This is a genomic window from Delftia sp. WY8 (assembly GCF_018437695.1).
Lineage (GTDB): Bacteria > Pseudomonadota > Gammaproteobacteria > Burkholderiales > Burkholderiaceae_C > Comamonas > Comamonas tsuruhatensis.
Window position 1 is genome coordinate 3,483,725 of the sequence record NZ_CP049795.1, and the last position, 13,421, is coordinate 3,497,145.

Below are 13,421 nucleotides of genomic sequence, written 5' to 3' on the forward strand. Positions count from 1 at the left end.
ATCACCTCACACGTCCAGCAGCGGCCGGTGCTTGATGTGGCGGGCGAAGACCTGCATGAACTGCGGATCGACACGAGCGCCCCAGACCGCCAGCGCATGGCCGACGATCCAGAGCACCACGCCCGGAATCCACATCTGCAAGCCCAGGCCCACGGCAGCGGCCAAGGTGCCGTTGGTGATGGCCACGGTGCGCGGGGCACCGCCCATCAGAATCGGCTCGGTCAAAGACCGATGCAGCGGCACCTCGAAGCCAGGCATCCCATCGTGCGGGCCGTTCATACGACGGCCCCACCGGAGAAGCTGAAGAACGACAGGAAGAAGCTCGAAGCCGCGAACGCGATCGATAGGCCAAAGACGATCTGGATCAGCTTGCGGAAGCCGCCCGAGGTATCGCCGAAGGCCAGCGCCAGGCCCGTGGCAATGATGATGATGACCGCGATGATCCGGGCCACAGGTCCCTGGATCGACTCCAGGATGGATTGCAGCGGGCCTTCCCACGGCATCGACGAACCGGCGGCCTGAGCCGCGCCCGCAAGCAGCAGCATCAGCGCCGCGAGCATCAAGCCCTGCATGGCCGGGCGAGCCAGGCTATCCAGCCGCGGTGGCCGAGGAAGCGGATACGCGGAAAAACGGAAAGCAGGAACGATCATCTGCGTCATGGCAGTTCTCCAGAGTGGTCAGGGGACAGGGGGGGAAAAGTCGGACTGCGGCAGCAACTCCGGGAATGGAGCCTCCAGCGCGTCCGCCAGGTGATACCCAACGCCATCGAAGCCGACGACGCGAGCGATGCTCTCGATGCGGCGCTTGCGTCCGCGCCCGGCGATGTGGATGACCACGTTGACCGCTTCCGCGATCAGCGCACGGGGCGGGTTCACCGCCACTTCGAGAATCAGTTGCTCCAGGCGCAGCAGTGCGCCCAGCGCGGAGCCGGCGTGGATCGTGGCGATGCCGCCCGGATGGCCGGTGCCCCACACCTTGATGAGATCCAGCGCCTCGGCGCCGCGCACTTCGCCGACGATCACGCGATCCGGCCGAAGGCGCATGGACGAGCGCACCAGCTCGGTCATGGACACCACGCCCGCGCGTGTGCGCAGCGGCACGTGGTCGCGGGCCGCGCATTGCAGCTCCACCGTGTCTTCGAGCACCAGCACGCGGTCGCCGGTGGCGGCGATCTCGGAAAGCAAGGCATTGGCGAGCGTGGTCTTGCCGGTGCTAGTGCCACCTGCGATCAGAATGTTCTTGCGCTCGCGCACTGCACGCACCAGCAAGCCCGCCTGCGCGGCGGTCATCATTCCATCCTCGATGTAGCGCGACAGCGGGATCACGCCAAAGGCGCGCTTGCGCAGTGCGAAGGCAGGCCCCGGCGCGGCCGGCGGCAAGATGCCCTCGAAGCGTTCGCCCGTCTCGGGCAGCTCCGCCGTCAACAGCGGCTGGCCCCGATGCACCTCGGCACCGACATGGGCCGCCACGAGCCGAATAATGCGTTCACCGTCCGCTTCGGACAGCTCCACGCCCATCGGCGCGCGGCCCGTGGAAAGCCGATCCACCCAGAGCGTCCGGTCGGGGTTGAGCATGATTTCCACCACGTCCGGGTCTTCGAGCGCAGCGGCGATCAGCGGCCCCATCGCTGTGCGCAACATCTGGATGCGGCGATCTAGCGAAACGGCGGTGAAGGAAGAAGGCGTGGTACTCATGACGTACGCTCCTGCACTTCACCCATGCGCGAAGGGTCGGGATGCAGTTCCTCCACCACGTCGCGCACCAGACTGCGCCCACGCAGCAGGTGGCGGCCCAACTGCTCCACGAACTGCTCGAAGCGGGCCTTGCCCTGGGCGCGAGCGGCGTCCTGATGTGCTTCGGGCACGGGTGTGCTGACCGTGAGGAAGTAGCGGATGAACAGCGCCAGCGTCTCGATCTGAATGTTCTGGTCGCGCTCCATGCGCTCGGCGTGGCGCGACAGCCGATCCAACCGTTTGGCAATGGCCGCCTCCCGCTGGTCGGCGGCATCGGGCGACAGCCACGATGCGAGTGCCGCCGCGACGATGCTGGACTTCGATACGCCTTTGGTGGCGGCCAGTTCGTCGAGCCGTTTGCTGTGCTCCGGCTGAATGAACACATTGAGGCGGTGCTGGGTCATAGGTCGATTCCGTCGTCAGGGTCGAGGGAAGCCAGCCGGGCCGTGCGTTGCAGGGCCGGATCGAACCGGCGCGGGAGGGGAAGCGGCATGTCGTCGTCATCGAGCAGGCCAAGGTCGGCCACGGGTGCGGCCTGCTCGGGGTCGTAGGCGACGGTTTCGGAAAGCTCGGGCTGACGGCGCGGACCACCGTCGTCGGTCGAACCCAAGTTCTCCAGGCCATCAGCGGACGCCGCGGCCGGTGCGGCGGGAATCGCCAGTCCGCTCCAGTCGTCGGGACGCGATGGCGGCGCGTCGGCGTATCGCTCGCTCGCCAGCGCGGGCGGCGGCAACACGCGCCGCTTGAAATTGCTGTCCGCGTAGTAGCGCAGCTTCTTGGCCTTGATCGGCGCCACGCTGGACACCATCACCACTGCTTCGTCGGGCGGAAGCTGCATGACTTCGCCCGGCGTCAACAGCGGGCGCGCGGTTTCCTGGCGCGACACCATCAAGTGCCCGAGCCACGGCGCGAGCCGGTGGCCCGCGTAGTTGCGCTGCGCGCGCAGCTCGGTCGCAGTGCCGAGCGTCTCGGAGATCCGTTTGGCGGTGCGCTCATCGTTGGTGGCGAACGTCACGCGCACATGGCAGTTGTCCAGGATCGAATGGTTCTGGCCGTAGGCTTTGTCGATCTGGTTGAGCGACTGCGCGATGAGGAAGCTGCGGATGCCATAGCCAGCCATGAAGGCCAACGCCGTCTCGAAGAAGTCGAGGCGTCCGAGTGCCGGAAACTCATCGAGCATCAGCAGCAGCTTGTGACGACGCTCGATGCCGTCGCTGCCATCGAGTGATTCGGTGAGGCGCCGGCCGATCTGGTTGAGGATCAGGCGGATCAGCGGCTTCGTCCGCGAAATGTCCGAAGGCGGCACCACCAGGTACAGCGACCCCGGATGCTCGGCCGCGATCAGGTCGGCAATGCGCCAGTCGCAGCGCGAGGTGACTTCGGCCACCGTCGGGTCGCGGTAGAGGCCGAGGAACGACATGGCCGTGGACAACACGCCCGAGCGTTCGTTGTCCGATTTGTTGAGCACTTCGCGCGCCGCCGAGGAAACGACCGGATGCGGGCCATCGCCGAGATGCGATGTGGTCATCATCCGATGCAGCGTCAGCTCAAAGGGACAAGCCGGGTCGCTGAGGAAGTTGGCGACACCGCGCAGCGTCTTGTCTTCGCCCGCGTAGAGCACATGCAGAATGGCCCCGACCAGCAATGCGTGCGAAGTCTTCTCCCAGTGGTTGCGCTTCTCCAGCGCGCCATCGGGATCGACCAGGATGTCCGCGATGTTCTGCACGTCGCGCACCTCATGCGCGCCGCGCCGGACTTCCAGCAGCGGGTTGTAGGCCGCCGACTTGCTGTCCGTCGGATTGAACAGCAGGCAATGCGAGAAGCGCGAACGCCAACCTGCGGTGATGCTCCAGTTCTCGCCCTTGATGTCGTGGATGACGGCAGACGCTGGCCAAGAAAGAAGCGTTGGCACCACCAGGCCCACGCCCTTGCCTGAGCGCGTGGGCGCGAAGGTCAGGACATGTTCCGGGCCCTCGTGCCGCAGGTACTGCTGCCGATGCAGGCCGAGGAACACGCCTGCAGGCTGGTCAAGGCCCGCCTTGTGAATGTCCTCCGCGTTGGCCCAGCGCGCCGTGCCGTAGGTCGTGACCAGCTTGGACTGGCGCGAGCGCCAGATCGACATGCCGATGGCAACCACCACCGCGATCAGGCCGCTGCCTGCGGCAATGGCACCGCCCACGTCGAATACATGCGGCGCGTAGGCGTCGAAGAAGAACCACCACTCGAACAGGCGCCAGGGGTGATAGACCGGCGTGCCGAGGAAATCGAACCAGGGCGAACCCAGGCGTAGCTGGTAGCCCAGCGCCGCTGCTGTCCATTGCGTGGCGCTCCATACGCCAGCGATCACGATGCCGAAGACAACGGCAATCTGACCGAACAGCACGTTCGTTCCTTGCATTGGCCAACCTCCCGCTACGGCACAGGGACATGCCGTAGTGCCGAGGATCAAGGCGAGCGTGCAGGTCGGTCAAAGACCGTTATAGCGGGGATTCAGGCCAAAATGGCCAGACTTCTTGCTGTGGCGAAGGCAATAAAAATGCCGCATGCGCGAGCGCGCTGCGGCGTGATGAGGTAACAGCAAGAACTCTGTCGCGGCCAGGCGACGGCGCGGGGCGCTATTTGGATTGCTGTTCCGGCCGATCGCCGAAGAAACGCCGGTTGGCGGCTTCGGCCGCACGGCGGCAGAGTTCTTCTCCTGCCTTCGCGCGGTCTTCCTTGCACAGGCGCTGGACTTCTTTGAGGCGCTCGGGATGGGCAACGAGGAAGTCCACGGTTTCCGTCGGTTGGGATGGTCCACAGCCCGTCAGTGCGGCAACCATCAGCAGCGGCAGGAATCGGGTCATGGCTTGGGTCCTTTCAGCAGGTGGATCAGGAGTCCTCGGCGGCGCTGGAGCCATCCGCCGAATCAATGGAGGCCACTCGTTCGATGAACCGGGCCAGCATTTCGGAGGGCTCCACGTCACGGTGCAGCAGATACGTGGCCAGCATCTGCGGCTTGCCCGCCAAGCGCCGGGCCACAACACCTGGCCCACGGCCGGATGCAATGTGCGCGGCGCCCGCCAAACCGAGCGCCAATCCGGCTGAGACCAAGGTCATCATCACCTCATAGGACGCCACGCGCTGGGCGATCAGTGGCTGTTGCTCGTAGCGCTGCAAAACGCGATCAACTTGGCGTGCATGGCCTTCGCATATCGCCGGATCGCATAGCGCCAGCGGATAGCGCAACACTTCTTCCAACGGCACGTGCTTGTGGGCCAGAACAGGATGGCGAGCTGGGACCGCCACCATCAGTTCGTCTTCCCATGCAGGCCTGACCACAATGCCGTCGCCCACCTCTTCGGCCATCGAAAAGCCGACGTCATACAGGTCATCGTGCAGACCCTTGATCTGTTGATCCAACGGCACCTCAAATAGCCGAACATCAATCTCTGGATCTTCCGCTCGGCACTGTGCCAGCAGCGTCGGCATTCGCGAGGGCGTGATGCCATCGGACAAAGCGATGCGCAACTGTCGCTGAAACCCACTGGCGGCGGACTTGACGCCGTCACACGCCTGTTTCAGAGCTTCGAAGATTCGCGGCACCCGCTCCAGGAATGCCATTCCGGCAAAGGTCAGGCGGGTGCTTCGCGTGGTTCGCGTGAACAGTTGCGCCCCGAGCTCTTCCTCTATCTCCTTGATGGTGCGCGACAAAGGGGACTGATCGATGTGCAGCTTTTCCGCTGCGCGGCCGAAGTGAAGTTCTTCGGCCACCGCTATAAAGCAACGTAAATGCCGAAGCTCCATGGTGTATCTCATCCAATTTAAAAGGCCTTGACGAATTCCGGCACAACTGCGAAAAGGTCCGCCTCCAGCCCGTAGTCGGCCACGCTGAAGATCGGGGCCTCGGGGTCCTTGTTGATCGCCACGATCACCTTGGAGTCCTTCATGCCGGCCAGGTGCTGGATGGCGCCCGAGATGCCGGCGGCAATGTACAACTGCGGCGCGACGATCTTGCCCGTCTGGCCCACTTGCAGGTCGTTGGGGGCGTAGCCCGCATCCACGGCAGCACGGCTGGCGCCGATGGCAGCGCCCAGCTTGTCGGCCAGGGGGGTGATGACTTCGTCGAACTTTTCCTTGCTGCCCAGCGCACGGCCACCAGACACGATGATCTTGGCGGCGGTGAGTTCGGGGCGGTCGCTCTTGGCGATCTCGCTGCCCACGTAGCTGCTCTTGCCAGCGTCGGCGGCCGCAGCAGCGGTTTCGACAGCGGCGCTGCCACCCGTGGCGGCGGCGGCGTCAAAGCCGGTGGTGCGCACGGTGATGACCTTCACGGCATCAGCAGACTGCACGGTGGCGATGGCGTTGCCGGCGTAGATGGGGCGCTCGAAGGTATCGGCGGAGATGACCTTGGTGATGTCGCTGATCTGGGCGACGTCGAGCTTGGCAGCCACGCGCGGGGCCACGTTCTTGCCGCTGGCGGTGGCGGGGAACAGGATGTGGCTGTAGTTGCCGGCACCACTGCCATGGAGTGCCAGCACCTGGGCGGCCACGTTCTCGGCGAGGCCGTGGGCCAGGCTGGCGCCGTCGGCGTGGATGACCTTGGCAACGCCGGCGATCTGGCTGGCTTGCTGTGCGGCAGCGCCGGCGTTGTGGCCGGCCACCAGCACGTGCACGTCGCCGCCGCAGGCTGCGGCGGCCGTCACGGTGTTGAGCGTCGCGCCCTTGATGGTCGCGTTGTCGTGTTCAGCGATTACGAGTACGGTCATGTCAGATCACCTTCGCTTCGTTCTTGAGTTTCTCGACCAGGGCGGCCACGTCGGCCACCTTCACGCCGGCGCCGCGCTTGGCGGGTTCGCTGACCTTCAAGGTCTTCAGGCGCGGGGCCACGTCCACGCCGAGGTCTTCGGGCTTGACGGTGTCCAGCGGCTTTTTCTTGGCCTTCATGATGTTGGGCAGCGTGACGTAGCGCGGCTCGTTCAGGCGCAGGTCGGCGGTGATGACGGCGGGCAGCGTAAGGCTGAGGGTTTCCAGGCCGCCGTCCACTTCGCGGGTCACGGCTGCCTTGTCGCCGGCGATCTCGACCTTGGAGGCGAAGGTGGCTTGCGGCAGGTCGGCCAGCGCCGCCAGCATCTGGCCGGTCTGGTTGCAGTCGTCGTCGATGGCCTGCTTGCCCAGGATCACGAGGCCGGGCTGTTCATTGTCGATCAGGGCCTTGAGCAGCTTAGCCACGGCCAGCGGCTGCAGTTCTTCATTGGTCTCGACCAGGATGCCGCGGTCGGCACCGATGGCCATGGCGGTGCGCAGCGTCTCCTGGCATTGGGACACGCCGCACGAGACGGCGACGATCTCCGTTGCCGCGCCTTTCTCCTTGAGCCGCACAGCCTCTTCGACGGCAATCTCGTCGAAGGGGTTCATGCTCATTTTGACATTGGCGATGTCCACGCCGCTGCCATCGCTCTGGACGCGGACCTTGACGTTGTAGTCAACCACCCGCTTGACGGGAACCAGGATTTTCATGGGAGGGTTTCCTTTCAGGATCATTCAGAGTTGATCATCCGCCAGGGCCAGCGTGCTGGCGGCGCCGCCCGTGACGATGTCGCGCAACATCGGCGCCTGCACTAGGACATGCGCTGCGTAGTGGCTGGCCGTGGCACGCTTGGCGCCGAGAAAGCCCGCATCGCCAGATCTCGCCGCGAGTTGCGCAGTGGCGGCTTCGGCCATGCGCGCCGACAGCCAGCCGCCGATCACCGTGCCCGCCAGCCGCAAGAAGGGCACGGCGCCCGCCGCGCACTGCGCGGGTTGGTCGTCGTGGGCCAGCAGCCAGTCGGCCGCGTCCCCCAGCGCACGCGCCGAAGCCGCTAACACGCCGCCGATCTGCGCCAGCGCGGCATCGGGCATCTCGGCCAACCGGCGCGCATCGCCGTCGATGCGGCCCAGCAGTGCCTTCAGCGTGCGCCCGCCCTCGCGCGCCAGCTTGCGGCCAATCAGGTCGTTGGCCTGGATGCCCGTCGTGCCTTCGTAGATGGTCGTGATGCGCGCGTCGCGCAAGTGCTGTGAGGCGCCGGTTTCCTCGACGTAACCCATGCCGCCATGCACCTGCACACCATCGGACGTGATGCCCTGTGCGCTGTCGGTGCACCAGCCCTTGACCACCGGGATCAGCAGGCCGACCAGGGCCAGCGCCTGCTCGCGCTCTTGCGCGTCGGCGTGGCCTGCGGCGCGGTCCATCTGGCCGGCGCAGAAATAGGCCAATGCGCGCATGGCCTCGGTGCGGGCCTTCATGTCCATCAGCATGCGCCGCACGTCCGGGTGGCCGGCGATGGTGGTGCTGCCGCTGAGCAGTGGCTTGCCCTGCACCCGCTCCAGCGCGTAGGCGCGTGCGCGCTGGTAGGCGCGCTCGGCGATGCCCACGCCTTCAAGGCCGACGTTCAGCCGCGCATGGTTCATCATCGTGAACATGCAGGCCAGCCCCTGGTTCGGCTCGCCGACCAGGTAGCCGATCGCGCCCCCGCAGTCGCCAAAGCTCATCGACGCCGTGGGGCTGCCGTGGATGCCCATCTTGTGCTCGATGGAGGTGCAGGCCAGGTCGTTGCGTTCGCCCAGGGAGCCGTCGTCGTTGACCAGGTACTTCGGGCACAGGAACAGCGAGATGCCTTTCACGCCGGGCGGTGCATCGGGCAGGCGCGCCAGCACGAGGTGGACGATGTTCTCGGCCATGTCGTGCTCGCCCCAGGTGATGAAGATCTTGTTTCCGCTGACGCGGTAATGGTCGCCTTCGGGCACGGCGCGACTGCGCAGCGCGGCCAAGTCGGAGCCTGCTTGGGGCTCGGTGAGGTTCATGGTGCCGGTCCAGCGGCCCGCGACCATGGGCTCCAGGAAGCGGCGCTTGAGTGCGTCGCTGCCATGGTGCGCAATGGCTTCCACCGCGCCCAGCGTGAGCATCTGGCACAGGCTGAACGCGAGGTTGGACGACTTCCACATCTCCAGCACGGCTGTGGACACCAGCGTGGGCAGGCCCTGGCCGCCCCATTCGGTGGCAGCGGGCATGCCGTTCCAGCCGTTCTCGCAGAAGCTGGCCCAGGCTTCGCGAAAGCCATCGGCTGGCGTGACCTGGCCGTCGTGCCAGCGCGCGCCCTGCACGTCGCCGGTGCGGTTCAGCGGATCAAGCACGCCGGTGGCGTAGTGGGCAGCCTCCTGCAGGATGGCCTCGACCAGGTCGGGCGTGGTTTCTTCATGGCCCGGCTGGGCACAGATCGCATCCAGGCCTCCGACTTCCTTCATCGTGAACAGCATGTCGCGCAAGGGCGCGGCGTAGGTAGACATTGCTTACTCCTCTTTGTGGGTTCAACCCGTCTGCCCCATAGGGCATACATCCATGCATGACCCTACCCACCAGGACAAGGCCCGGTCGATCAACCGCTTCAGGGCGGCTGAATTTCTCAGGCGGCTTACGACGCGATTAGTTGGTATGACAAGATTTCTAGAAGCCGCTGAAGCGTGTGAAGTTCTCGACCGGCTCACGCTCGGTGCGCACGCGGTTCACCACGGCCGCCGGGTCGGCATAGCCCAGTGCCATGCCGCACAGGACCATCTGCCCGTCCGGGATTTGCAGGGCTTCAGCCAGAAGGCGCGGGTAAAGGGTCCACGCCATCTGCGAACAGGTATCCAGGCCTCGTGCGCGGGCCGCCAGCATGATGTTCTGTAAGAACATCCCGTAGTCCACCCAACTGCTCTGCACCATGCGCCGGTCCAAGGTGAAGATCAAACCGACCGGCGCATCGAAGAAGGCAAAGTTGCGTGCATGTTGAGCGCGCATGGCATCCGTATCTCCCTTGGAGATTCCGACTGCGGCATAAAGAGCGAAACCGCACCGACGCCGCCTGGTCAGGTAGGGCTCGAAGAACTCGGCCGGGTAGATGTCGTATTCGGACTGGTGCTCTCCCTCTTCATGGTGAAAGGCGTGCAATACACGGTCGCATAGGCGCTTCCTCGCCTCGCCCGCCACGGCAATGACATGCCACGGCTGGGTGTTGGTGCCACTGGGCGCGCTGGCTGCCACCGACAGAATCTGGGCCACCGCTTCTTGCGACACCGGGGTCGGCAGAAAGGCGCGCACGGAACGACGTTCGCGCATCACCGCATCAATCAGCATGTTGCGCAAAGGCACGGCGCAGACAGACATTCACTCTCTCCTGGTTGCTGGGCTATTCGGGTGAGCACACCGACATGCCGTTGCCGAAGAAGCATTCATGCGAATGCATCGATGCCGAACGTCCACGGGTCGTCCCTGGGTGTGCTACCAAGCGGTATTCTGGGCACTCGGCACATACGCGTCTTGCCCGCCAGTGCATGGCGAGTTGACTTTGTATGCACAAGGCAAAATCCGGTTGACCGCAGCCGGACGCTACATCGTTAGCGGGCCGTTTTCTTGGTGTAATTTCGGATTCAGCGCCAGCTATCGTTGCTCCCTTTGACCATGTTGAAACCCGTCGTCACTGTTCCTGTTTTTGCCGTGCATGGCCTGCTCGACGGCGCGCGCAGCAAAGGACTGGCCACCGAGTCCTGGCTGGATGGCGTTCTGGCGCAGGCCCGCATCGCCGAGTCGCTGCTGCATCTGGAGCAGTCGCGTGTGACCATAGAGCAATACATCGCACTCTTCAGTGCCGTGAAGAACAGCTTGGACGACGAATGCCTAGGCCATCTACACGGTCGGCCGTTGCGCTGCGGCAGCTTTGCGCTGATGGCTCGCTCTACGCTCGGGGCCAAGACGCTGGCAGCCGCCTTGCAGCGCGTGAGTGCATCCTTCGCCCTGCTGCAGGACGACGTGGCGCTTGTGCCCGTCTCTGATGGCTTGCTCAAGGGTGCTGCTCTGGACGTGCGCCACGCCCTGGGCAAACATTCAGACTTCCTGCACGGGCTGCTGTTGCGCGTTTTCTGGCGTCTGCTGGTATGGCTGCACGGCGGCCGACTGGTGCCCAGAGGGCTCGATTTTGCCTTCGAGCCACCGCCGCGTGCCGCAGACTATGCCCAAATCTTCTCGGGCACGTTGCGGTTCGGGCAGGCGCGGTCGGCGGTCTGGTTCGAGGCATCCGCATTCACGCAGCCGATGCGCCGTGACACCGCCGCGCTCCAGACCTTTTTGCGTGCCACACCGGGCAACCTGATCGGCCCGCGTCTAATCGAGCGGACAGCCAGCGCGCGGGTGCGCGCGCTATTGCAGCAAGCGTGCCCGGAGTGGCCCGATCTGACTGTCGCCGCGCAGCGCTTGCACATGTCGGTCAGCGCACTGCAGCGGCATCTGGCCGTGGAGGGCAAGTCCTTTCAGGTGCTGAAGGACGAGTTACGGCGCGACATGGCGATCGTTCGGTTGACCAGCACCGATGCCGCGCTGAGCGCCATCGCCGCCGAGTTGGGGTTCGCCGACGGCACCGCCTTCCAGCGGGCCTTCAAGTCATGGACCGGCAGCACGCCAGGCGTCTATCGTTCGCGCACCCAAAAAACGTAGCGCTGCTTCGACGCGGTCGCACTCAAAGCGACGAGCACAGATGCCCGCCATCCACTGGCACGCAGGCGCCGGTCATCCACGACCCGGCCTCGGTCGCGAACAGCAGGAACAGACCGTTGAGCTCCTCCGGCTTACCCAGGCGGCGCATCGGGATGCGCTTGATAAGCGCCTTGCCATGGTCGGTATCCCACATGGCATCGGTCATCTCGGTGTCGATGTAGCCCGGCTCGATGGCATTGACGCGAATGCCGTGGCGCGCCCATTCGAGCGCCAGGCTCTTGGTCATGTGCACGACTGCAGCCTTGGACGTGGCATACAGCATGGCGCCCGGCATCACGCGTTCGCCCAGGATCGATGCGATGTTGATGACTGAGCCTCCCCGCCCCGCATCCACCCAGCGCTGCGCGGCACGCGCGGCCACCAGCCACACGCCGCGCACGTTGGTCTCCATCAGCGAGTCGAAGTCGGACGCAGGCAGCGTGAGCGACAAGGCGTCGTTGGAAGCCCCGGCGTTGTTAACCACCACGTCGAGGATGGTGCCCGAGGCGTCTATCTCGGCGAAGGCGTCGTCGATGGACTGCTCGGAAGCCACATCCATTTCCAGCACCGTGACCTGAGGCGAACCGAGCTTTTCGAGTTCCTGGGCGAGTTTGTCGAGCCGCGCCTTGCGCCGCGCCCCAATCACTACCTTGGCCTTGCAACCAGCAGCCAGCCGAGCGAAGTTCTCGCCCAGGCCCGACGAGGCCCCCGTGACCAGCACCCGCTTGCCTGCCAGCATTGCACCCAGATCCATCATCGTCTCCTTGCATCTTCAGTTCGCCGTCGATGCCGGGAGGTTAGCGCAGGGCCGCTCGGCTGCGGGGTTGCCTCGCTCCCCCATCCGTCGAAAGAGGTGCCTTGTCAGTTGATCGAGACCATCCGTCATTGCCGCGCCAAGCACCGCTGCCTACGATTGCCTGTATGCCTTGGGTACCCTGAGCGCCGCACGAAAGCACGCCACGGTGTCGACGCTCCGGTCCCGATGGGCTGCGGCGTCTGGGGGCAGATTCAGGAGACGACAAGTGCTGCAACAGTCACCCATGGAATGGTCCATCGACCATGCGCCCATCGAGGGCAGGATAGATGCGACGGAAGCGATCCTCAAGGACTCCTTCCAGCGCTGGAGTCTTTCCTCCCCGGCGAAGCCTGCTGCATTCCAGGCGAAGTTGCGGCGACACGAACTCGCCGGAGCCTCCTTGGTATGCACCGTGACCGGTGCTTGCGTCGAGCAGTCTCCTCCTGGACATTCGTCATTCGACGATGAGTTCTGCCTGGGGCTGCAGCTGAACCTGAGCGGCCGAGTACAGTTGCAGCAGTGGGACACGCCAATCTGCGAGGGCGACATGTTCCTCTGGCGTACCGATCAGCGGCAAGACTATGAGGTGCTGGAACGAACCCACAGCGTGTCGTTGATGATTCCCTGGCAGCTCATGCGCGAGCATCTACCGGGCCGCAAGCAGCCGCCCGCAGCCTGCCGCATTGACAGTCACACAGGCGTGGGCTCACTGCTCAGCCAACACCTGATGGGGTTGGCAAAGGAGATCGGCGCCGTGCCGCCCTCCGCCCACGTCGCCCTTTGCCGCACGGTGATCGGGCTTCTGGACATTGCGCTGCCAGAGCCGGAGAGCGCCACTCGATTCACGGCCATGGCCGCGTTGCGCGAACGAGTACTTGCCTACATCGCCCAGCATTTTCAAGAGGATGACCTGAGTCCGGCACGCATCGCCGCGGCGCACGGTATTTCACTGCGTTACCTTCATGCGCTGTTTGCGCAGGGCGATACCACGGTGGTCGGCCACATCCTGGAAAGCCGATTGCAAGCGTGCTGGCGGACACTCGTTGACCCGGTCTGCCGGCATCTGCAGGTCTCGGCGATCGCCTTTCACTGGGGCTTCAACTCCACCAGCCATTTCTGCCGCGCATTCAAACAACGCTTTGGAGTGTCGCCCAGCGATGCACGCGGCATGACTGCTCACGGCTCCGCCATCGGCCCGGTCGAGTCAGCCGGGCTTTCCCTTGCACACGCAAAGTCAACTTGCCATGCACTGGCGGGCAAGACGCGCACGGGCTGAATGCCGACCATATGCCCTGGACAGACTGAGAACGCAGAGATTCGACGCTTCGCCCGCCCCGTTGTGGGTATGCGGGCATGACCCGGGGCCGCA

At 65.0% G+C, this 13,421-nt stretch carries 13 protein-coding genes and 1 pseudogene; 2 read left to right on the top strand and 12 right to left on the bottom strand.

What is annotated here, in order from left to right:
• Nucleotides 1-6 precede the first annotated feature (6 nt).
• From G4D77_RS16080 to G4D77_RS16130, 11 genes and pseudogenes are all read right to left on the bottom strand, one after another.
• On the bottom strand, nucleotides 7-279 hold the full coding sequence (locus G4D77_RS16080; protein ID WP_017407881.1) for a VirB3 family type IV secretion system protein: 273 nt from the start codon (nucleotides 277-279) through the stop codon (nucleotides 7-9).
• Nucleotides 276-659: a TrbC/VirB2 family type IV secretion system protein gene (locus G4D77_RS16085; protein ID WP_035884625.1), complete on the bottom strand. Its 384-nt coding sequence runs from the start codon at nucleotides 657-659 to the stop codon at nucleotides 276-278. The genes G4D77_RS16080 and G4D77_RS16085 overlap by 4 nt, the downstream gene beginning before the upstream one ends.
• Nucleotides 656-1,694: pseudogene (trbB, locus tag G4D77_RS16090) on the bottom strand (P-type conjugative transfer ATPase TrbB). Before trbB ends, G4D77_RS16085 begins: the two are co-directional and overlap by 4 nt.
• Complete coding sequence (locus G4D77_RS16095) at nucleotides 1,691-2,137, bottom strand: CopG family transcriptional regulator (RefSeq protein ID WP_017407929.1); 447 nt, start codon at nucleotides 2,135-2,137, stop codon at nucleotides 1,691-1,693. The pseudogene trbB and the gene G4D77_RS16095 overlap by 4 nt, the downstream one beginning before the upstream one ends.
• Entirely contained in the window at nucleotides 2,134-4,131 is a 1,998-nt protein-coding gene (locus G4D77_RS16100) for a conjugal transfer protein TraG (RefSeq protein ID WP_035884626.1), read from the bottom strand. The genes G4D77_RS16095 and G4D77_RS16100 overlap by 4 nt, the downstream gene beginning before the upstream one ends.
• 217 nt (nucleotides 4,132-4,348) lie before the next feature.
• Nucleotides 4,349-4,576 (bottom strand): EexN family lipoprotein, encoded by a 228-nt coding sequence (locus tag G4D77_RS16105; RefSeq protein ID WP_016452519.1) that lies wholly within the window; start codon nucleotides 4,574-4,576, stop codon nucleotides 4,349-4,351.
• Nucleotides 4,577-4,601: 25 nt separating this feature from the next.
• Nucleotides 4,602-5,516, bottom strand: a complete 915-nt coding sequence (locus tag G4D77_RS16110) for a LysR family transcriptional regulator (protein ID WP_016452520.1) — start codon at nucleotides 5,514-5,516, stop codon at nucleotides 4,602-4,604.
• 17 nt (nucleotides 5,517-5,533) lie between these two features.
• The gene (locus G4D77_RS16115; protein ID WP_026382503.1) at nucleotides 5,534-6,478 is read right to left on the bottom strand and encodes an electron transfer flavoprotein subunit alpha/FixB family protein; all 945 of its coding nucleotides are present in this window, start codon (nucleotides 6,476-6,478) and stop codon (nucleotides 5,534-5,536) included.
• A 1-nt stretch (nucleotide 6,479) separates the two neighbouring features.
• Nucleotides 6,480-7,229: an electron transfer flavoprotein subunit beta/FixA family protein gene (locus G4D77_RS16120; protein WP_035884627.1), complete on the bottom strand. Its 750-nt coding sequence runs from the start codon at nucleotides 7,227-7,229 to the stop codon at nucleotides 6,480-6,482.
• Between the two features lie 24 nt (nucleotides 7,230-7,253).
• Entirely contained in the window at nucleotides 7,254-9,035 is a 1,782-nt protein-coding gene (locus G4D77_RS16125; protein ID WP_016452523.1) for an acyl-CoA dehydrogenase, read from the bottom strand.
• Nucleotides 9,036-9,192: 157 nt separating this feature from the next.
• Nucleotides 9,193-9,894, bottom strand: coding sequence for a nitroreductase (locus G4D77_RS16130; protein WP_016452524.1), 702 nt, complete (start codon nucleotides 9,892-9,894; stop codon nucleotides 9,193-9,195).
• Nucleotides 9,895-10,188: 294 nt separating this feature from the next.
• Here G4D77_RS16130 and G4D77_RS16135 point away from each other — a divergent pair, with 294 nt between their 5' ends.
• On the top strand, nucleotides 10,189-11,217 hold the full coding sequence (locus G4D77_RS16135; RefSeq protein ID WP_016452525.1) for an AraC family transcriptional regulator: 1,029 nt from the start codon (nucleotides 10,189-10,191) through the stop codon (nucleotides 11,215-11,217).
• A gap of 22 nt (nucleotides 11,218-11,239) precedes the next feature.
• Here the strand turns inward: G4D77_RS16135 and G4D77_RS16140 are convergent, their stop codons facing one another.
• A complete protein-coding gene (locus G4D77_RS16140; protein WP_026062536.1) occupies nucleotides 11,240-12,010 on the bottom strand; it encodes an SDR family NAD(P)-dependent oxidoreductase in 771 nt (256 codons plus the stop codon).
• Between the two features lie 286 nt (nucleotides 12,011-12,296).
• On the opposite strand from G4D77_RS16140, the gene G4D77_RS16145 reads away from it, so the two are divergent.
• On the top strand, nucleotides 12,297-13,328 hold the full coding sequence (locus G4D77_RS16145; protein ID WP_017405984.1) for a helix-turn-helix domain-containing protein: 1,032 nt from the start codon (nucleotides 12,297-12,299) through the stop codon (nucleotides 13,326-13,328).
• The last annotated feature ends 93 nt before the right edge of the window (nucleotides 13,329-13,421 follow it).

Bases quoted from the DNA above. Each gene is read 5' to 3' on its own strand.
- G4D77_RS16145 (WP_017405984.1), top strand. From the start codon at position 12,297: ATGGAATGGTCCATCGACCATGCGCCCATCGAGGGCAGGATAGATGCG.
- G4D77_RS16135 (WP_016452525.1), top strand. From the start codon at position 10,189: ATGTTGAAACCCGTCGTCACTGTTCCTGTTTTTGCCGTGCATGGCCTG.
- G4D77_RS16095 (WP_017407929.1), bottom strand. From the start codon at position 2,137: ATGACCCAGCACCGCCTCAATGTGTTCATTCAGCCGGAGCACAGCAAA.
- G4D77_RS16125 (WP_016452523.1), bottom strand. From the start codon at position 9,035: ATGTCTACCTACGCCGCGCCCTTGCGCGACATGCTGTTCACGATGAAG.
- G4D77_RS16100 (WP_035884626.1), bottom strand. From the start codon at position 4,131: ATGCAAGGAACGAACGTGCTGTTCGGTCAGATTGCCGTTGTCTTCGGC.
- G4D77_RS16110 (WP_016452520.1), bottom strand. From the start codon at position 5,516: ATGGAGCTTCGGCATTTACGTTGCTTTATAGCGGTGGCCGAAGAACTT.
- G4D77_RS16130 (WP_016452524.1), bottom strand. From the start codon at position 9,894: ATGTCTGTCTGCGCCGTGCCTTTGCGCAACATGCTGATTGATGCGGTG.
- G4D77_RS16105 (WP_016452519.1), bottom strand. From the start codon at position 4,576: ATGACCCGATTCCTGCCGCTGCTGATGGTTGCCGCACTGACGGGCTGT.
- G4D77_RS16140 (WP_026062536.1), bottom strand. From the start codon at position 12,010: ATGGATCTGGGTGCAATGCTGGCAGGCAAGCGGGTGCTGGTCACGGGG.
- G4D77_RS16115 (WP_026382503.1), bottom strand. From the start codon at position 6,478: ATGACCGTACTCGTAATCGCTGAACACGACAACGCGACCATCAAGGGC.
- G4D77_RS16085 (WP_035884625.1), bottom strand. From the start codon at position 659: ATGACGCAGATGATCGTTCCTGCTTTCCGTTTTTCCGCGTATCCGCTT.
- G4D77_RS16080 (WP_017407881.1), bottom strand. From the start codon at position 279: ATGAACGGCCCGCACGATGGGATGCCTGGCTTCGAGGTGCCGCTGCAT.
- G4D77_RS16120 (WP_035884627.1), bottom strand. From the start codon at position 7,229: ATGAAAATCCTGGTTCCCGTCAAGCGGGTGGTTGACTACAACGTCAAG.